Annotated in this window: 19 protein-coding genes; 10 read left to right on the top strand and 9 right to left on the bottom strand. The window is 38.9% G+C overall.

Going from position 1 to position 18,331, the window contains the following annotated elements; translation table 11 throughout:
* Nucleotides 1-28: 28 nt before the first annotated feature.
* Nucleotides 29-1,504 (bottom strand): aminotransferase class I/II-fold pyridoxal phosphate-dependent enzyme, encoded by a 1,476-nt coding sequence (locus P8610_RS12970; RefSeq protein ID WP_289495830.1) that lies wholly within the window; start codon nucleotides 1,502-1,504, stop codon nucleotides 29-31.
* A gap of 196 nt (nucleotides 1,505-1,700) precedes the next feature.
* Between P8610_RS12970 and P8610_RS12965 the strand changes: the two genes are divergently transcribed.
* On the top strand, nucleotides 1,701-2,666 hold the full coding sequence (locus tag P8610_RS12965) for an NAD(P)H-dependent flavin oxidoreductase (RefSeq protein WP_394604802.1): 966 nt from the start codon (nucleotides 1,701-1,703) through the stop codon (nucleotides 2,664-2,666).
* A gap of 102 nt (nucleotides 2,667-2,768) precedes the next feature.
* On the opposite strand, the gene P8610_RS12960 is transcribed toward P8610_RS12965, so the two are convergent.
* Nucleotides 2,769-3,398 (bottom strand): YktB family protein, encoded by a 630-nt coding sequence (locus P8610_RS12960; RefSeq protein ID WP_289495829.1) that lies wholly within the window; start codon nucleotides 3,396-3,398, stop codon nucleotides 2,769-2,771.
* A 167-nt stretch (nucleotides 3,399-3,565) separates the two neighbouring features.
* Here P8610_RS12960 and P8610_RS12955 point away from each other — a divergent pair, with 167 nt between their 5' ends.
* Together P8610_RS12955 and P8610_RS12950 are read left to right on the top strand one after the other, a co-directional pair.
* Entirely contained in the window at nucleotides 3,566-3,754 is a 189-nt protein-coding gene (locus P8610_RS12955) for a hypothetical protein (protein WP_066245840.1), read from the top strand.
* Between the two features lie 111 nt (nucleotides 3,755-3,865).
* A complete protein-coding gene (locus tag P8610_RS12950; protein WP_394604730.1) occupies nucleotides 3,866-4,666 on the top strand; it encodes an inositol monophosphatase family protein in 801 nt (266 codons plus the stop codon).
* Nucleotides 4,667-4,935: 269 nt separating this feature from the next.
* Here the strand turns inward: P8610_RS12950 and P8610_RS12945 are convergent, their stop codons facing one another.
* Nucleotides 4,936-5,106, bottom strand: coding sequence for a DUF5325 family protein (locus P8610_RS12945; RefSeq protein WP_289495826.1), 171 nt, complete (start codon nucleotides 5,104-5,106; stop codon nucleotides 4,936-4,938).
* Nucleotides 5,107-5,257: 151 nt separating this feature from the next.
* Here P8610_RS12945 and typA point away from each other — a divergent pair, with 151 nt between their 5' ends.
* The 3 genes from typA (at nucleotide 5,258) to P8610_RS12930 (ending at nucleotide 7,744) form a co-directional block, all read left to right on the top strand.
* Nucleotides 5,258-7,093, top strand: a complete 1,836-nt coding sequence (gene typA / locus P8610_RS12940) for a translational GTPase TypA (protein WP_197194509.1) — start codon at nucleotides 5,258-5,260, stop codon at nucleotides 7,091-7,093.
* A 79-nt stretch (nucleotides 7,094-7,172) separates the two neighbouring features.
* Nucleotides 7,173-7,451, top strand: coding sequence for a YlaH-like family protein (locus P8610_RS12935; protein WP_289497643.1), 279 nt, complete (start codon nucleotides 7,173-7,175; stop codon nucleotides 7,449-7,451).
* A 14-nt stretch (nucleotides 7,452-7,465) separates the two neighbouring features.
* Nucleotides 7,466-7,744 (top strand): hypothetical protein, encoded by a 279-nt coding sequence (locus tag P8610_RS12930; protein WP_394604729.1) that lies wholly within the window; start codon nucleotides 7,466-7,468, stop codon nucleotides 7,742-7,744.
* Between the two features lie 71 nt (nucleotides 7,745-7,815).
* Here the strand turns inward: P8610_RS12930 and P8610_RS12925 are convergent, their stop codons facing one another.
* From P8610_RS12925 to P8610_RS12915, 3 genes are all read right to left on the bottom strand, one after another.
* On the bottom strand, nucleotides 7,816-8,313 hold the full coding sequence (locus P8610_RS12925) for a hypothetical protein (protein ID WP_394604805.1): 498 nt from the start codon (nucleotides 8,311-8,313) through the stop codon (nucleotides 7,816-7,818).
* Nucleotides 8,255-8,455 carry a YlaI family protein gene (locus P8610_RS12920; protein ID WP_289495824.1) on the bottom strand — a complete coding sequence of 67 codons (201 nt, stop codon included), beginning with the start codon at nucleotides 8,453-8,455 and terminating at the stop codon, nucleotides 8,255-8,257. The genes P8610_RS12925 and P8610_RS12920 overlap by 59 nt, the downstream gene beginning before the upstream one ends.
* Nucleotides 8,456-8,609: 154 nt before the next feature.
* Nucleotides 8,610-9,239, bottom strand: coding sequence for a YhcN/YlaJ family sporulation lipoprotein (locus P8610_RS12915; RefSeq protein ID WP_394604728.1), 630 nt, complete (start codon nucleotides 9,237-9,239; stop codon nucleotides 8,610-8,612).
* 134 nt (nucleotides 9,240-9,373) lie between these two features.
* On the opposite strand from P8610_RS12915, the gene P8610_RS12910 reads away from it, so the two are divergent.
* Nucleotides 9,374-10,708, top strand: coding sequence for a PhoH family protein (locus P8610_RS12910; protein WP_289495823.1), 1,335 nt, complete (start codon nucleotides 9,374-9,376; stop codon nucleotides 10,706-10,708).
* A 41-nt stretch (nucleotides 10,709-10,749) separates the two neighbouring features.
* Here the strand turns inward: P8610_RS12910 and P8610_RS12905 are convergent, their stop codons facing one another.
* The gene (locus P8610_RS12905) at nucleotides 10,750-11,253 is read right to left on the bottom strand and encodes a peptidyl-prolyl cis-trans isomerase (RefSeq protein ID WP_394604727.1); all 504 of its coding nucleotides are present in this window, start codon (nucleotides 11,251-11,253) and stop codon (nucleotides 10,750-10,752) included.
* Between the two features lie 144 nt (nucleotides 11,254-11,397).
* Here P8610_RS12905 and P8610_RS12900 point away from each other — a divergent pair, with 144 nt between their 5' ends.
* The gene (locus P8610_RS12900; protein WP_373869433.1) at nucleotides 11,398-11,667 is read left to right on the top strand and encodes a YlaN family protein; all 270 of its coding nucleotides are present in this window, start codon (nucleotides 11,398-11,400) and stop codon (nucleotides 11,665-11,667) included.
* Between the two features lie 73 nt (nucleotides 11,668-11,740).
* Here the strand turns inward: P8610_RS12900 and P8610_RS12895 are convergent, their stop codons facing one another.
* Nucleotides 11,741-11,872: a hypothetical protein gene (locus P8610_RS12895; protein ID WP_394604726.1), complete on the bottom strand. Its 132-nt coding sequence runs from the start codon at nucleotides 11,870-11,872 to the stop codon at nucleotides 11,741-11,743.
* A 320-nt stretch (nucleotides 11,873-12,192) separates the two neighbouring features.
* Here P8610_RS12895 and ftsW point away from each other — a divergent pair, with 320 nt between their 5' ends.
* Both ftsW and pyc read left to right on the top strand, forming a co-directional pair.
* Complete coding sequence (ftsW, locus tag P8610_RS12890; RefSeq protein ID WP_289495820.1) at nucleotides 12,193-13,359, top strand: putative lipid II flippase FtsW; 1,167 nt, start codon at nucleotides 12,193-12,195, stop codon at nucleotides 13,357-13,359.
* A 22-nt stretch (nucleotides 13,360-13,381) separates the two neighbouring features.
* Nucleotides 13,382-16,825 (top strand): pyruvate carboxylase, encoded by a 3,444-nt coding sequence (pyc, locus tag P8610_RS12885; protein WP_394604725.1) that lies wholly within the window; start codon nucleotides 13,382-13,384, stop codon nucleotides 16,823-16,825.
* A 306-nt stretch (nucleotides 16,826-17,131) separates the two neighbouring features.
* Here pyc and P8610_RS12880 read toward each other — a convergent pair whose 3' ends face one another.
* Complete coding sequence (locus P8610_RS12880; RefSeq protein ID WP_394604724.1) at nucleotides 17,132-18,019, bottom strand: COX15/CtaA family protein; 888 nt, start codon at nucleotides 18,017-18,019, stop codon at nucleotides 17,132-17,134.
* Nucleotides 18,020-18,331 lie beyond the last annotated feature (312 nt).

Here is an 18,331-nt window from a genome sequence, read left to right as displayed (position 1 = left end):
GTCTTCTTTTTTGTGTCTATATCCACCGTTAGCGGATGGCAACTTGTTCTTGAATAACTTTTAAATATTTTATTTCTGCATCTTCCGGTCCTTGAACAGGGAGACCTGCTTCAAGGTTTTCTTTTATATAATCCAAGTTTTCTTGAGTAATAATTTCACCGGGTATAAAAATCGGGATTCCAGGCGGGTATACCATAACAAACTCTGCAATAATTCTTCCTGCTGATTCTTCAAACGGCACACTTTCTGTATTTGCGTAGAAAGCGTCTCGTGGGGATAGTGCAAGAACTGGAATATCAGGTACGTGGACGGGAATCGATTTAATTTCATCATTTTTAGATGAACTTTTTTCTGCCGAAAGTTTTGTTAATGCTTCAATAAGAACCATCGTATCTTTTTCATGATCTGCAGTTGTAATTAAACATAAAATGTTATACAAATCTGATAGTTCAACTTCAATATTGTAATTTTTACGAAGCCACGTCTCTGCTTCATATCCTGTAATACCAAGATCTTTAACAGAAATTAAAAGTTTGGATGGATCGTAATCAAATGTAGCAGATGTACCAAGCTTTTCTTCCCCTACACAATAAAGATTAGGAATTTCATTAATTTTCGCTCTTGTATCATTGGCTAATGAAATCGTTTTTTCGATTAGCGTATATCCCTCAGTCGCTAGTCGTCTTCTTGCCGCATCTAGTGACGCAAGCAGGATATAAGAAGTTGAAGTTGTTGTCATCATACTTAAAATCGTCTGGACACGTTCAGGAGAGACAAGTCCTTCTCTTACATTTAAAATGGAACTGCCTGTTAAAGATCCTCCTAATTTATGAACGCTTGTTGCAGCCATATCGGCACCTGCTTGCATTGCGGATAGTGGCATGTGATCATGAAAATGAATCAAAACACCATGCGCCTCATCAACAAGTACAGGTACATTGAATCGGTGTGCAATATCCACAATACCTTTTAAGTCAGCTGCAAAACCAAAATAAGTAGGGTTGATGACGAGTACAGCCTTTGTGTCTGGATGTTGATTTAAGGCCTTTTCTACGCTGTCAGGTGTAATACCGTGTGAAATCCCCAACTCTGGATCGATTTCAGGATGAATAAAGATAGGTGTTGCACCTGAAAAAACGATTGCTGTCATAATAGACTTATGGACGTTTCTTGGCACTAAGATCTTGTCTCCTGGAGAAACAACTGACATAATCATCGTCATGATCGCTCCGCTAGTTCCTTGTACAGAGAAAAATGTGTGGTCTGCACCAAAAGCTTGTGCTGCTAGAGCTTGAGCCTTTTTGATCATCCCTTTTGGGTGATGAAGGTCATCTAGGGGAGTAATGTTAATTAAATCGATTGATAAAGCATTAGGTCCAATAAAATCTTTGAATTCTTCGTCCATTCCTTGGCCTTTTTTATGGCCTGGAATGTGAAACTGCAGTGGATTTTTGTTTGCGTGTTCACGCAAACCAGTAAATAAAGGAGTTTCATGTTGAGACAATTTATACTACACCTCATCTATAGTGAACTTAATTTAAAGGCTCATTTCTAAAACATTGTTGATAGGAGCACCTGAAACGGAAATCAAGCACTTCTATGAGCAACAGAGTTTGTGAAAACAGATATTTTATAAAACAAAAGAAGTATAACAGAAAATGCATGAAGATGTAAGTAAATGATTTAATTTTCAGGGAGGAATAAAATTGAACACTAGACTAACAGCATTATTAAATATTGAACTTCCGATTATACAAGGCGGACTTGCATACTTAGCTTATTCGGAACTTGCTTCAGCCGTATCAAATGCAGGGGGGTTAGGTCAGATTACAGCGATGTCGTTGCCGGATCATCACTCATTAAGAGAAGAGATCCAGAAAACAAAGAGACTAACTTCACGTCCTTTTGGAGTAAACTTCGCAATTGGCCAGCATGGCAGATCTTATGAAGATATGCTGGAAGTTGCGATTGATGAAGATGTTGATGTAATTAGTATAACTGGGGGAAATCCTACCCCTGTTCTGGACCGCCTTAAAGATACAAATATAAAAACGCTTGTCCTCGTTTCAAGTGTGCGCCAAGCAATAAAAGCAGAAAAGTCAGGTGCAGATGCAGTCATGGCTGTAGGACAAGAAGGCGGCGGGCATATAGGCAAGGATGATACAGGTACGTTTGTGTTAGTTCCTCAAGTTGCTGAGAGTGTAACCATTCCCGTTATTGCCTCTGGAGGTATAGGTGATGGTAAAGGACTCATGGCTGCGTTGGCTCTTGGAGCAGAAGGAATTGAGATGGGAACAAGATTTATCGCAACAAAGGAATGTGTACATGCACATTCAGAATACAAAAGACTCGTTGTCGAAAGCTCTGAAATCGATACGGTTGTTATTAAAAGGGTTTTAGGAATGCCGGGCCGAACGTTGCGCACGGAGTTTGCCTTAAAGATTTTAGAAGAGGAAATGAAAGATGGGACTTACGAACATTTAAAGAACTATATAAGTGGAGAAGCAAACCAAAAGTTTATATATGAAGGAAAAGATGATGAAGGCTTTGGCTGGGCTGGACAAATTGTAGGCAGGATTAAGGATATTCCAAGCGTAGAAGAACTGTTTCAAAGAATAATAGCAGAATCAGAAACCCTTAAACAAAAATTAAACAACCTTTTCTAACACTTTTCTAACAATAAGGATACATACCCATACATTTATGTTGTACGGCAATATACTAGTGGTAAGAAGCAGCTAAACTTCTGCTTCCTGCCACTATTTTTATTACAGCTTTTTCTTTAAGTTATATAGGGGTAAGAGCGTTTTAAAGGTTTCAGTAATACGCTCGTACCAGTCATCAGCACTCATCTTTACAGCTTCGTCTTTTTCAATACGGACGCCACAAAGCAATTCTGCTTTTTTTACGGTACTAAGCCGGTTTGCCATTTCTTCTAATCGTTCCTTCTTGACCTCAAGATGAGTATAACTTTCTGGTTTCATATGATCATCTGACCAAACAAAATCATTAGGAATGTCCTTTTTAATCTTGTTTAGGTTCTTGAGGAAGACTTTTCCGTACGAACCTTTTATAGGTGCTTCGTAAATGAGAGCAAACCAGATGAAAACATGTGTTTCCCAAAGTCCGATCTGAAAATGTGGCAGCATTTTGTAACCTCTTTTATTAGGAGCAAAAGCAACCCATGTATCCTTTGGAGGATTTACAGTTCTTCTAGCATGCTTAGCAACATGGAAAAACATCTCTTCTCCAGTGAAAGCAGTCAGTTCCTCAGAATATCTATTACCGAGTGTCTCCAACTTAGGCCTGATTTGGCTGATGATTTGTTCCATACGATCATCAAGGCCAGGTGTTTGGAAAACGTTAAAATCTTGGGCTTTAAATCCATTGAATGTCATGAAAATTTTCCTCCTGATTATCAAGTGCTACAAAGAAGTTTATCATATCGAACTGTTTTTAAAAAAATGTTTGCAATAGATTCTGCAAAGAGCCGTTTCCATATACATGGCTACTTCATAAAATAAAGAAACGAATAATAAGAGAAAAGAAAGGATGTGCCGGTAAAATGAAACAAGTAATGAATACATTAAAAAGAACGGATGCAGAAAGAAGAATTCCAGTTTTGAAACTTGAGATTGATTATGAGTTAGCTACTTTGTTTGATGCTTTGAAGTTAAAAGATCAGAAGCAGATCAATGAATCTAAACGTAAGCTCGAACGATTAAGGCTGGAGCTCGTGAGATTAGAAGCATGATGCAAACGGATAGCGGATAACAAAAACGAATCCATCATGAACGGATGGTTCGTTTTTTTGTGAAGAAGATGAAATTGACTTATACTAGTAAGAAAGGTAAGGGGTGATAACGTGACTAATGAGGAAATTAAATCTATAGAAAAACATCTAAAGACATGGACACTTGAAGCAGCACAGTTACTTAAGGATTCTTTTGAGAACACGTTAACGATTACATATAAATCACATATCGCGGATCTAGTCACGGATATGGACAAAAGCATTGAAAAGTTTTTTATTGATAAGATACAGCATACCTATCCGACTCATAAAGTTCTTGGTGAAGAAGGGTATGGCGATCAGATAGAAGGAAAATCGGGTATCATTTGGATTATCGATCCTATCGATGGTACGACGAACTTTATTCACCAACAGGCCAATTTTGCGATTTCAATAGGTATTTATGAAAACGGGATCGGAAAATTAGGATTAATTTACGATGTAGAGGGAAATAACCTTTACTTTGCTAAAGAAGGTGAAGGGGCATACTTAAACGATAAAAAATTACCGAGATTAGAGAATGTAACATTATCTGAGGCAGTAGTAGGTGTGAACGCTACATGGGCGGGACCTAACAGACGCATCAACCATGAGAATGTACAGCAGATTATTAGAAAATCCAGAGGAACTCGATCGTATGGTTCAGCTGCAATTGAACTTGCGTATGTTGCATCCGGAAAATTAGATGCTTATATGACGTTAAGACTGTCACCATGGGATTTCGCGGCGGGATTAATACTTCTGCAAGAAGTGGGTGGAATTGTTAGTAGAACTGACGGAGAGACGATACAGCTTCTCGAACAAAACAGCATACTTGCCGCTAAACCTGGATTGCATAAAGAAATCGTAGATCAGTTAACTCAAAAGTTTTAAATTGAACCTTAAAAGTCATAGTTTTAAAAGGCTCGTTCTAAAAGATTGTTGCATTTTGATTGTTTTTTTATTCTCTTCTATGCAGTTGATTGAAGTGCAAGGTGCGAGACTCCTATGGGACGAGCGGTCAGGTGGAGACTCTTAATGGCGCAAAGCGGCATGAGGCTCACCGCACGCTCCATGGAAAGCGAGCAACCTGGAGCGGAAATTAACCACCAACAAAAACAACCGTATATACAAAAACAGCCTAATGAAAAGAGAACGTTCAATTAAGAACGCTCTCTTTGCTTTTTTTTAAGAGAAAATCCATATCCCATAAGCAGAAAAACAGAAACGATTGATATAAAAAAGATTAACCAGCTTTTCTCGCCGATAGCGATCCCAATGCCGCTAATTGCAAGTGCGGTTAAAAGTGCAATGATAAAAAAAATAATATTCATGATGACCTCCAAGCCAAAAACTTGTCTATACTGTATTAAGTGTACCGAATTTAGATAAAAAGAAAAAGCCTTTATGTAATTTTGTGATATAATAGTCGAGTTGAACAAAAAATGATAAGAAAAAGAGATAGGATATAAGGAGAGAATACATTTGAATAGAAGAGATGATTTACGCAATATAGCAATTATTGCCCACGTTGACCATGGTAAAACGACATTGGTGGACAAATTGCTTCATCAATCAGGAACATTCCGTGACAATGAACAAGTTAATGAACGTGCTATGGATTCCAATGCTTTAGAACGCGAGCGCGGAATTACAATCTTAGCTAAAAATACAGCAATTAACTATAACGAGAAACGCATTAATATCATGGACACTCCTGGACATGCCGATTTCGGTGGTGAAGTGGAACGTATCATGAAAATGGTTGATGGTGTTCTGCTTGTGGTTGATGCATACGAAGGATGTATGCCACAAACTCGTTTCGTATTGAAAAAAGCACTTGAGCAAAAGTTAACACCTATCGTAGTTGTAAATAAAATTGACCGTGATTTTGCACGTCCAGAAGAAGTTGTAGATGAAGTAATCGATCTATTTATTGAACTGGGTGCTGAAGAAGATCAATTAGAATTCCCTGTTGTATATGCATCTGCACTTAAAGGGACTGCTTCAATGGACCCAAGCAAGCAAGATGAAGATATGACAGCTCTGCTTGATACGATTATTGACACGATTCCTGCACCAGAAGATAACAGTGCTGAGCCGCTTCAGTTCCAAGTTACGATGCTTGATTACAACGACTATCTTGGACGTATCGGTATTGGCCGTGTATTCCGTGGAACGATTAAAGTAGGTCAAGCCGTTTCATTAATGAAGCTTGATGGATCAGTTAAAAAGTTCCGTGTTACAAAGCTATTTGGTTTCTTAGGCCTAAAGCGTATTGAAATCAACGAAGCAAAAGCGGGTGATTTGATCGCTGTTTCAGGAATGGAAGAGATCAACGTTGGGGAAACAGTTTGCCCTGAAGGTCAAGAAGAAGCACTTCCTGTTCTTCGTATCGATGAGCCAACGTTGAAGATGACGTTCTTAGTTAACAACTCACCGTTTGCTGGCCGTGAAGGTAAATATGTAACAAGCCGTAAAATTGAAGAGCGCTTAATGTCTGAGCTTGAAACAGACGTAAGTTTACGTGTAGAAAATACCGATTCTCCAGATGTATGGACAGTTTCTGGGCGCGGTGAGCTTCACCTTTCAATCTTAATTGAGAACTTACGACGTGAAGGATTTGAACTTCAAGTATCAAAACCTGAAGTTATCGTTCGTGAAATTGACGGCGTAAAATGTGAGCCGGTTGAACATGTTCAAATTGACATTCCTGAAGAGTACACAGGTGCTATTATGGAATCTTTAGGAGATCGTAAAGGTGAAATGAAGAACATGGTGAACAATGGTTCTGGACAAGTTCGTCTTGAATTCATGGTTCCTGCTCGCGGATTAATCGGGTATACGACGGAGTTCTTAACTCAAACTCGTGGTTACGGTATCCTAAACCATACGTTTGACAGCTATCAGCCGATGGTAGCAGGAAACGTTGGTGGACGTCGCCAAGGTGTATTGGTTTCAATGGAAAACGGAAAAGCATCTCAATACGGAATCATGGGTGTTGAAGACCGCGGTACGATCTTTATTGAGCCAGGAACAGAAGTATACATGGGTATGATCGTTGGGGAGCACACTCGTGAAAATGATATTACGGTTAACATCGTAAAAGTGAAGCAGATGACAAATATGCGTTCTGCGAATAAAGACCAAACAGTAAGCATGAAGAAACCTCGTATCATGTCTCTAGAGGAAGCGCTAGAATACTTGAACGATGACGAGTATTGTGAAGTAACACCTGAGAGCATTCGTCTTCGTAAGAAAGTTCTTGATAAGAACGAACGTGAAAGAGTAGAGAAGAAAAAGAAACTTGCTCAAGGCTAAACGTATTTCTTAACGATCGGGAGTGGGAATCGTGGAGAAACAAGAAATCATGAAAGCGACAGGGGAAGATTCATCGTCCATGGCATTGCTGCTAGGGATTGAAAACGACCCTGTCAGAGCTTTTCTGCTGTTATATTTAATCATTACAGTGCTTAGTATAATTGTTTTTAAGCTAGGGTTCGCAAAAAAACTGCCGCCTTTAAAGTCCGCAGTGATCTATCTGTTTTTAATTATCGGATGTATGCCTCTTGCGTTCTTTGGAATCGGCTTGCCGGTAGCAGAGGGACTTATTGTAGCTGCACTCATCTTGATTATTTACAAAGTCAGATTGTATCAAAGCAAAAAAGAAAATAGCTGACAGGGGGTTTTGTAATGCAGCTTGTTGACGCTCTTTCCAATTGGTTGAGCATTAAGAAAGTACATGAAGAAAGACCCCATGACCTAGCAGCTAAAGAAACATTTGAATTTTTTAGTGAAATTTTAAATGAGGACCACCATGTAAACATTTCGTCTGTTTCAACTTCTGGCCCGTATTATATCGTGCTGTTTGAAGTGGATGGTATGGAAAGGTCGGAAAAGTTTTTTATAGACGTAATTGATGCTTTATATGAAGGAATTCAAAATGAACCTAGGTTTAATGAGGAGTGCTGATTTATTCAGCACTCCTTTTTTGCACGATCAGAAAGTCCAACTTGTTCATTTCGAATAGGCTGACGCTAAGGCTAGGCGTCAGCCGTGTTTTTTTTATGCATCTGATTTACAAAGAAACCAATTAGGATAGCAAAAAGTATGTGTCCGATGAGCCATAGAAAAAAGGGCATAGTCAATGGGGGCTGGAAAGGCTTTGAGACTGCTATATAGTAAAGAGGAAAGAAGGTAAGTGACATTATTATATTTATGAAAAGAGAAAGTAAATAAGGGTGATTAAACACAACGCAAAGTAAATCAACACATCCAATTAAAGCAATTGCAATGAAAATGTGTAAAACAAATTGCAATGGTTCGTTAAAGATGATGTAATCCGGAAGAGGCAAAAAATCAATGTTTAACAAAAAAGTATAGAGTTTTATCTTAAAGAATAATTCCGTAATGTAAAAAAAACAAGCCAGCAAGATGCCGGCAACTGTACCATAAAAAATCCAAGAAATTATTCTTTTGCCATTACCAATCATTATTTGTGTCCGGGCTTCGGTATAAATTAAAATTACCTGTTGATTCACGCTGGGCAGTTTTCCTTGTTATTCGTTCTCTGCATGGATCGCACATGAACGTGTGTATAGGTCGGTTTCTTAATTTTTTTGCAAGTGAGCATTCGTTTTCAATGACTTCTATAGTATCGCATAATACGCATTTTACACGCATCGTATTTCACCTCTTTCAAACAGTATAACATAAAGAAATTGGAAAATTAAATGAATGAGGTGCAATATTGTTAGTGATAATTATGATTACATAGGAAAACAAAAAACTCATGAAGGCCAATATCCTGCCTTCATGAGTTTTACCTATTTTTTAATCAGCTTTCATTCAATCGCTGTGGCTGGTTTTTTTGAGACTTTTCCTGTTTCTGCTGTTGATTCTTAAGCTGCTTTTCTTCCTTTTTATTTAACTGGCTGTTGTTTGTTTCTGTCGGTGACGGCTTTTTCGTTTGAATGCTATGTGGAACTTGAGGCATTAAGCGTCCCACAATACCTGCTAACTCTTTCATGATTCCGCCGATTGGATGGCCTTGGCGAATCTGTCTACCCATCTGACGAAGCCTTTCAACAGTGTCAGGATCAGCTGTAACAACCGCGTTTTTGCCATTTGGATCATTCTTTAATGATTCTGCTACTGAGTACTTAATAGATCCTACACGTGAATTATCAAGCTTTCGATCAACATCTATCCCAACGACTGCATAAGGTCCTAGTACGACTGCAGTTGCGTCCTCAACCCCAGGGATACCCGTAGCTAATCCTACTAGGTGTTTAGAAATTTCTTGAGATCCTTTTGGCTGTTCAGGCTTTTTGCTGTTTGCTGTTTGATTTACTTTTGTTAGCCGTGGTGTGTTCTGATCAGTTTGTGCATTATCGTTCTTATCGTTCATGCATCCAAACAGTACGAAAAACGCACTAAGGACGGCAACAATACGGAATATTTTCATCGGTATCAATCCTTCCAAGTCATTTCCGTTATTTTTTGTACATTCTTCTAACTTTATTCCTTCGTACATACATTTTAATAGGCAGTCCATAAAAAACGCTAAATGAATAGAACTACATTAAGTCAGGAGGCTAAATGTTGAATAAACGATACGTCCTTGATACGAACGTGCTGTTGCAGGATCCTTATTCAATACAATCCTTTGGAGATAGTGAAGTGATCATTCCTGCAGTTGTTTTAGAAGAAGTGGATTCAAAAAAACGTTACATGGACGAAATTGGAAGAAATGCTCGCGAAGTATCACGTTTAATTGATCGTGTGAGACAAAACGGCCAGCTGCATAAAGGAGTTCCACTTGAGAATGGCGGTACACTTCGAGTAGAGCTCAACCATAAATCATTTAAAAGACTTCAGGAAACTTTTGTGGAACCTACAAACGATAATCGGATATTAGCTGTTACATTAAATTTAAAACAAGAAGAAGAGGAGAAAAAGAGCGGTATAAAAGTCATTTTGGTCTCGAAAGATGTTCTTGTCCGAGTAAAAGCTGATGCTCTAGGAATAGAAGCAGAAGACTTTTTAAGCGACAGAGTAATCGATAAGAATGATCAGACGTATACGGGGTATAAAGAAATTTATGTGCAAGGCGACCTTCTGAATAAGTTTTATGAAAAAAATGAGCTCCAACTGATTGAACTCTCAGGACATTCGTTTCACCCACACCAATTCGTCATTTTAAAAGACGTTTTCAGGTCTTCCGTTTCTGCATTAGGAAAAGTTGATGAAAATGGTAAAACACTAAAACCATTGAGATATGATTCTGAGCAGATCTGGGGAATACGAGCAAGAAATGTTCAGCAGAAAATGGCGTTCGAGTTGCTTCTTCGAAAAGATTTGCCTCTTGTTACGCTCATCGGAAAAGCGGGTACCGGAAAAACGCTGATTACGCTTGCTGCGGCACTTCTTCAGACTGAGGATTTAAAAGACTATATCAAGTTGTTTATCGCCCGTCCTATCGTACCTGTTGGGAAAGATATCGGTTATCTTCCAGGAGAAAAAGAAGAAAAGTTAAAGCCTTGGATGCAGCCGGTGTATGATAACTTAGAATATTTATTTAACACAAAAAAGTCTGGAGAATTGGAGAAGATCCTTGCAGGTATAGGCTCTATTCATGTTGAAGCGCTCACCTATATTCGCGGCAGAAGTTTGCCAGATCAATTTATTATTATTGATGAAGCACAAAACTTAACCAAACATGAAGTGAAAACGATTTTAACGAGGGTTGGTGAAGGCAGTAAGATTGTATTGCTCGGTGATCCGCAGCAGATCGACCATCCTTATCTTGATGAGTTTACAAATGGATTAACATATGTCGTGGAAAAGTTTAAAGACCAAGCGCTAAGCGGACATGTTCGTTTAGAAAAGGGTGAGCGTTCGTCGCTTGCTCAGATTGCAGCTGATTTGCTATAAAAAAGAAAACAGCCCATGAATGAGCTGTCAAAATTTTCGTTTTATAAAATTGTGATGGCAGAAATATGTTTGATGGGATTTTCTTTGTTTCGTCCATCAGCAAAATAAAAATGTACCGGTCCATCTTCTTTTAACGGCTTACCGTGATTTGAAAAAGCAAAATATCCGTTTTGTGCTTCCTTAAGTGTGATTTCAACGTTACCGTCCCCTGACTCAATGATAACTTTCGCTGCGTCAGGGTGCGGTTGTGCATTATAGATAAAATAAGAGAGAGACATAGCAAAAGATCCTGTCAAAAGCGTTTCTTTTAACGTGGTTTTCGGTTTCTTTTTTTCTTGTTCAGAAGGTGGGATGGCACCTTCTTGTAACTCTCTATCCCAATGAGCAGAAACCTCTTTTAAATATTTTTCCTGTTCACTTTCCGATGATTTATCTGATTCGAATAATGTGTTTAAATCCTCTTTTCTATCATCAAAAATCCAAACACTTGGATCTAATGTAAGTGGATAGTTTACTTTTCCTTTTAGGGCAACGATGAATTCCATAAAAACCTCCTTGAAAATTGAAAACGCTATTAAAAGCATAGCACGATTATATGAATACTGTAATATGTTGATTTTTTTTATGCAAACCTTTATATTTAAAGGTAGAAATCGTGGCGAACGGAGGGATGATCATTGTCAGCTGAGATGGCAACTGGACATCGGGAAAGGGCATTTGAACTCTTAAAAGCAGATGCAGATAAAATCCTGAAACTAATTGAAGTTCAAATGGAAAACTTAACAATGCCACAATGTCCCCTCTATGAGGAAGTATTGGATACGCAAATGTTTGGTTTATCCCGTGAGATAGATTTTGCAGTCCGTTTAAACCTGGTCGAAGAAGATGCAGGCAAGAAGTTATTAGAGTCGCTCGAAAAGCAGCTTACTGCTTTGCACGATGCATCAATGAAAAAATGATACACACCCAGTCCGATAATACACTTGGACTGGATTTTTTTATATGCATTTTAATAAAAAGCTGTTGTCGTATTCATTGTTGCTTTTGAAAGTAGTTGATTTCCGTTCCAGGTGCTCGCTTTCCGTGGGGCAAGCGGTGAGCCACATTCGTACGTTTCACGTATAAGTGTCTCACCTGCCCGCCTGTCCCACAGGAGTCTCGCACCTTTCACTCCAATCAACTGTCAAAAGAAGAAAATAATAAAAAATAAAAAAGCAACAATCCTTTAGTAAACTGTCTATTAAAAACTGTGCTTCAAGGTGGCAGGTAACTCACCTTACACTTTAATCAATTATTAAATGAGGACGAAACAATACACTCTTAAGCAATAAATTTAAAAAACAACAGCCTATTCAAAAACAAGACTCACCCATCGAAACATTATAAGAAGCTGATCTTATAGAGTTGAATCAGAAATAAAAAAGGTTTCTGTGATACAATATCTAATAATTATAAAGATACAGACTTCGACAGAGAGGAGAAAGGTGAACAACGTGAAAAAAGCAGTAAGACCCTATGACTATTCTTTGATAGTAGCCGTACTATTATTGTGCAGTGCTGGATTAGTCATGATCTACAGCGCGAGTATAGGGGTAACAATCAATAAGTATGATTACAGCAGCAGTTTTTTCTTCACGAGACAGCTAATCTTTTTGCTTGCTGGATTGGGGCTTATGTATTTTACGATGAGATTCAATGTCCAAATCTATAAAAAGATGATGATGCCCATTGTCTTAGTATCAATCCTTGTGTTAGTTGCAGTATTATTGTTTGGCCGAGAAGTAAATAACGCTAAAAGCTGGCTTTACATAGGTCCAATTGGTATTCAGCCTGCGGAATTTATAAAATTAACTTTAGCCATCTATTTAGCTGCGATCTATTCAAAGAAACAAGGTAAGATGCAAGATTTTAAAAAAGGGGTCATACCGCCTTTAACCATTTTTGCGATAATGTTTCTATTGATACTCAGGCAGCCCGACTTAGGTACAGGCATAATAGTATCAGGAGTTGCAGGCATTATTCTTTTCTGTTCTGGTATTAAGTTTAAACATATTTTCTCAATGGTTGCGTTAGCCGGTATTGCTGGATTAGGGATATTTCTCCGATTAAGTGATGAACAGTTATCCCGTTTTGACGCTGCATATGCTCCGTTTAAAGATCCTGCAGGTGATGGTTACCAGCTTGTAAATGGGTATATTTCTATAGCTGCAGGTGGAATGACAGGCTCTGGTTTAGGTGAGAGTGTTCAAAAATACGGTTTTCTCCCTGAACCGCATACTGATTTTATTATCGCAATCATCGCTGAAGAACTAGGGTTCATCGGAGTGTTTTTAATCATTCTGTTATTGGGGTATATCGTGTTAAAAGGATTCTGGATTGGAATGCAAAGTAATGATACATACACAAGTCTATTAGCGTTCGGTATTTCTGGTATGATTGGCATCCAAACGGTTGTTAATCTTGGAGCGGCTGTAGGGCTGCTTCCTATTACAGGAGTACCACTGCCGTTTATTTCCTACGGGGGTTCATCCCTTCTTTTGTTTCTAACATCGATGGGGATTCTTATAAACATATCTGCAAAAGTAAATCTGAACAAAAAAGTACCTGACAGACAGCCTGAAGTAAATAAAAAGATAAGAGCTATTATGTAAAGGTAAAAGGAGAGGAACTTGTATGAGCAGAAAAATCAGCAAAGTCTTAGTAGCAAACAGAGGAGAAATCGCAATCCGAATTTTCAGAGCCTGTACAGAACTGGATATTCGAACAGTAGCTATTTACTCAAAGGAAGATACGGGTTCTTATCACCGCTATAAAGCGGATGAAGCTTATCTAGTTGGTGAAGGAAAAAAACCAATAGATGCCTATCTCGATATTGAGGGTATTATCGAAATTGCTAAAACAAACGGTGTTGACGGTATTCATCCAGGTTACGGTTTTCTATCCGAAAACAAAGAATTTGCTGAACGCTGCCGTGAAGAAGGTATTGTTTTTATCGGGCCAGATGAAAAACATCTAGATATGTTCGGAGATAAAGTAAAAGCAAGACAGACTGCCATTGATGCAAACATTCCAGTTATACCTGGAAGTGATGGTCCAGTAAATAGCCTGTCTGAAGTAAAAGATTTTGCAGACGAAAATGGTTTTCCAATCATTATTAAAGCTTCTATGGGTGGCGGTGGACGCGGAATGCGCATCGTCAGAAGTGAGAATTCGTTAGCAGAAAGCTATGACCGTGCCAAATCGGAGGCGAAAGCAGCGTTTGGTAAGGATGAAGTTTATGTTGAGAAATTTGTTGAGAACCCTAAACATATTGAGGTTCAAATCCTTGGAGATCATGAAGGGAACCTTGTCCACCTATATGAGCGCGATTGCTCTGTACAAAGAAGGCATCAAAAGGTTGTAGAAGTAGCGCCAAGTGTTTCTTTAACCGATGAACTGCGTCATGAGATTTGTGAATCAGCGGTCTCACTAATGGAGCATGTCGGTTATATCAATGCTGGAACAGTGGAGTATCTTGTTACACCAGACGGCAAATTTTATTTTATCGAAGTAAATCCCCGCGTTCAGGTTGAGCATACCATTACAGAGATGGTTACGGGGATTGATATTGTACAATCGCAAATTATGATTGCTCAAGGATTCTCCTTACACGGAAAAGAAATTGGAATTCCAAAGCAAGAAGATATTTATTGTCATGGGTATGCAATCCAATCTCGTGTAACGACAGAAGATCCATCTAATCAGTTTATGCCGGATACAGGGAAAATTATGGCTTACCGTTCTGGCGGAGGTTTTGGGGTGCGCTTGGATGCAGGTAACGGATTCCAGGGCGCAATTATCACGCCGTTTTATGATTCCTTGCTCGTAAAGGTTTCAACTTGGGCTTTGTCTTACGAACAAGCGGCATCCAAAATGCTGAGAAACTTAAAAGAATTCCGTATTCGTGGAATTAAAACGAATATTGCGTTCCTTGAAAACGTTGTAACACACCAAAAGTTTTTATCTGGAGACTATGATACTTCCTTTATTGATACAAGCAGTGAACTCTTTGTTTTTCCAAAGCGTAAGGACAGAGGAACGAAGATGCTTTCATATATTGGCGCTACAACAATCAATGGCTTCCCAGGGCTTCAAAAACAGGAAAAACCGTTCTTTGACAAGCCGCGCATTCCAAAGTTTAAACTTTCAGAACCGATTCCTAATGGTACTAAACAGCTATTGGATGCTGAAGGACCAGAAGCAGTAGCACGCTGGGTAAAAGAACAAAAGAAACTTTTGCTTACAGACACGACTTTCCGAGATGGCCACCAATCATTGCTGGCGACGCGTGTTCGTACGAATGACCTTCTGCACATTGCTGAACCGACAGCGAGATTATGGCCGGATATGTTTTCTTTAGAGATGTGGGGAGGAGCGACTTTTGATGTATCTTATCGCTTCCTAAATGAAGATCCGTGGGACCGCCTGATTAAGCTTAGAGAAAAAGCGCCAAATGTATTATTCCAAATGCTTTTACGAGCATCTAATGCGGTAGGTTATAAAAACTATCCAGATAATGTAGTAGAAGAATTTGTTAAAAAGTCAGCAATGGCTGGTATCGATGTTTTCCGTATCTTTGACAGCCTAAACTGGGTTGAAGGTATGAAAGTAGCAATCAGAGCCGTTCGTGAAACAGGAAAGATTGCTGAAGCGGCGATTTGTTATACAGGAGATATATTAGATCCGAGCAGAACGAAGTATGATCTAAACTATTATGTGAATCTAGCAAAAGAGCTGGAAGCAGAGGGAGCCCATATCTTAGCCATTAAAGATATGGCGGGTCTATTAAAGCCGCAGGCTGCTTATGATCTAGTATCTGCACTAAAACAATCCATCGATATTCCAATTCATCTGCATACACATGATACGAGTGGGAATGGAATCTATACTTACGCCAAAGCTGCCGAAGCTGGCGTGGATATCGTGGACGTTGCTGTAAGTTCTATGGCTGGACAAACATCACAGCCAAGCGCTAACTCTCTGTATTATGCCTTAGCAGGTAATGAGAGACAGCCAGACATAAATATTGATCATGCAAAACAACTTTCTTCTTACTGGGAAGATATTAGAAAGTATTATTCAGGATTTGAAAGCGGTATGCCTGCTCCCGATCCAGAAGTTTACGAACATGAGATGCCAGGAGGACAGTTTAGTAACCTTCAGCAGCAAGCAAAAGCTGTTGGCCTTGGCGACCGTTGGGATGAAGTGAAACAAATGTATCGCAGAGTTAATGATATGTTCGGCGATGTGGTAAAAGTTACTCCTTCATCAAAAGTTGTAGGAGATATGGCATTATACATGGTTCAAAATAACTTAACTGAAGATGATGTTTATGATCGAGGAGAATCACTAGATTTCCCTGACTCTGTTGTAGAATTCTTTCAAGGGTACCTGGGACAGCCGTATGAAGGTTTTCCAAGAGAACTGCAGCGTATTGTACTAAAAGGAAGAGAACCTCTGACAGTGAGGCCAGGAGAGCTTTTAGAAGCTGCTGATTTTAATGATATAAAAGAAACCTTGTTTCATAAGATCAACCGTCAAGTTACAAGTTTTGATGTATTGGCATATGCGTTATACCCAAAAGTGTTCTTAGATCGTGAAAAGATGTATTCACAATTTGGTGATATTTCTGTCCTCGACACTCCAACTTTCTTCTATGGAATGAAGCTTGGGGAGGAAATTGAAGTTGAAATTGAACAAGGTAAGACGCTGATTGTTAAACTGGTCTCAATCGGTGAGGCTCAAACTGACGGATCTCGAGTACTTTACTTTGAACTAAACGGTCAATCACGTGAAATTGTGGTAATTGATGAAAGTGCAAAAGTAACGGTATCTGCAAAACAAAAAGTAGATCACTCAAATCCTTCTCAAATTGGTGCAAGTATGCCTGGAACTGTGATTAAAGTTCTAGTTGAAAAAGGGGAAAAAGTAAAAAAAGGTGATCATCTCATGATCACAGAAGCAATGAAGATGGAAACGACGGTACAAGCTCCATTTGACGGAACAGTTAAAGAAATATCTGTTCAAAACGGAGAAGGTATTGCGGCTGGAGATCTGCTTATCGAGTTAATAAAGTAAGCTTTTTTGTCGCACATTAGTGGGGAATAACCGAAATAACAACTATCTTTGAGCTTTAAGCAGCGTAATTCTCGCTGCATAAAAAGTCTTCATTGAAAAGTTGATTGGAATGTAAGATGCGAGACTCCTGGGGGACGAGTGGGACAGGTGAGACTCCTAAAAGTGCAAAGCGCTAGGAGGCTCACCGCCCGCCCCCCGGAAAGCGAGCATCTGAAATGGAAATCAACTGCTTTCAAGAGCAGCGATGACAGTCGGAAACTAAAACATAAAAAGACCAAGGTGCAATTGAAGCACCTTGGTCTTTTATTATTTCCGATAAACAATTAATACTAAATAGCTCAACGTACCAAACAGGAAAGATATAATCAAACCATGTGATAAAGCTACAAACAAGTTTAGGTTTGAAAGTACGATCATAATCCCTGATACAGCTTGCAATATGACAAATAACAAAGCAAACTGAAAACCTTTGTTCACCACATTTTGATCACTGTAATGCTTTCTTGCATGATACCAAGAGATCGCAATCCACAAGAAGAGTACGATAGCAGCGATTCTATGCATCAAATGTATGCTAGCTTGTGATCCTAATGCTGCGAGTACAGAACCGTTACATAGAGGAAACTCAGGACCGCAGCCCATGCTCGAGCCAGTATGTCTTACAAGAGCTCCTGTGTATACGACAGCGTACAAATAAACAAATAACCAGTAGATGTTCTTTTTAAACCCTGGTGATACTTTAGCAATAAAAGGCCGGTCCCGATCCTCGAATGAAAGAATCGCTATCAGCAACACACTTGCAAACGAAACAAGTGAAAATCCAAAGTGAGAGGCAAGTACGGCTGATGACTGGCTCCAAATAACAGCTGCTGCTCCTAAAAGTCCTTGAAGGACAATGAAGAACACTGCAGAACCTGCTAGGATTTTAATTTCTTTTTTATGGGGTTCTCGTCTCCATGCCCATATAGCCAGTATAATAACTAAGATCCCGAGCCAAGCAGAAACAAAACGGTGACTCACTTCAATTATGGTTTCAAGTTTAGGTGCTGTTGGCAATAGTTCTCCATAACAGAGTGGCCAGGAATTTCCGCAGCCATCACCGGAATCAGTTTTTGTTACAACAGCTCCCATGAGTAAAACGAGCAGCATACCAAAGGTAGTAATAATAGAATAGATTTGATAAGCTCTTTTCAATTCATTCACCTGCTTTTTTTGTCCTATAACCGTTCACAAATTTGTAATATTTTCAACTAGTAATGCAGACACCCCGATAGTACAAATAATATAAGAAGTTGTCTATATTAGTCGAAGTATACAAAGCACTTGTTTTGTTTTATAATGTTAGAGGACATTTTCTTTATATATCACTATCCTATCATATAGGTAAAACGTTCTACTTTACATATTGTGAACAGATAAAGACATTTTTTTACCGTTGATTTTAGAGTCAAGCCCATATAGAATGAATGAGGGCTTAAATAACAACAAAAGAAAGATTTGGAACAT

It is taken from the genome of Fictibacillus sp. UD (assembly GCF_043558025.1).
Taxonomy (GTDB): domain Bacteria; phylum Bacillota; class Bacilli; order Bacillales; family Fictibacillaceae; genus Fictibacillus.
Note: the sequence above shows the minus strand (reverse complement) of the source record. Positions and strands in the feature narration are given on the sequence as shown.

Excerpts from the sequence above, each read along its gene's own strand:
- P8610_RS12900 (WP_373869433.1), top strand. The coding sequence starts at position 11,398 with ATGGCAACTGGACATCGGGAAAGGGCATTTGAACTCTTAAAAGCAGAT.
- P8610_RS12915 (WP_394604728.1), bottom strand. The coding sequence starts at position 9,239 with ATGAAAATATTCCGTATTGTTGCCGTCCTTAGTGCGTTTTTCGTACTG.
- P8610_RS12935 (WP_289497643.1), top strand. The coding sequence starts at position 7,173 with ATGGCATTGCTGCTAGGGATTGAAAACGACCCTGTCAGAGCTTTTCTG.
- P8610_RS12945 (WP_289495826.1), bottom strand. The coding sequence starts at position 5,106 with ATGAATATTATTTTTTTTATCATTGCACTTTTAACCGCACTTGCAATT.
- P8610_RS12955 (WP_066245840.1), top strand. The coding sequence starts at position 3,566 with ATGAAACAAGTAATGAATACATTAAAAAGAACGGATGCAGAAAGAAGA.
- P8610_RS12920 (WP_289495824.1), bottom strand. The coding sequence starts at position 8,455 with ATGCGTGTAAAATGCGTATTATGCGATACTATAGAAGTCATTGAAAAC.
- P8610_RS12960 (WP_289495829.1), bottom strand. The coding sequence starts at position 3,398 with ATGACATTCAATGGATTTAAAGCCCAAGATTTTAACGTTTTCCAAACA.
- P8610_RS12910 (WP_289495823.1), top strand. The coding sequence starts at position 9,374 with ATGTTGAATAAACGATACGTCCTTGATACGAACGTGCTGTTGCAGGAT.
- P8610_RS12930 (WP_394604729.1), top strand. The coding sequence starts at position 7,466 with ATGCAGCTTGTTGACGCTCTTTCCAATTGGTTGAGCATTAAGAAAGTA.
- P8610_RS12905 (WP_394604727.1), bottom strand. The coding sequence starts at position 11,253 with ATGGAATTCATCGTTGCCCTAAAAGGAAAAGTAAACTATCCACTTACA.
- pyc (WP_394604725.1), top strand. The coding sequence starts at position 13,382 with ATGAGCAGAAAAATCAGCAAAGTCTTAGTAGCAAACAGAGGAGAAATC.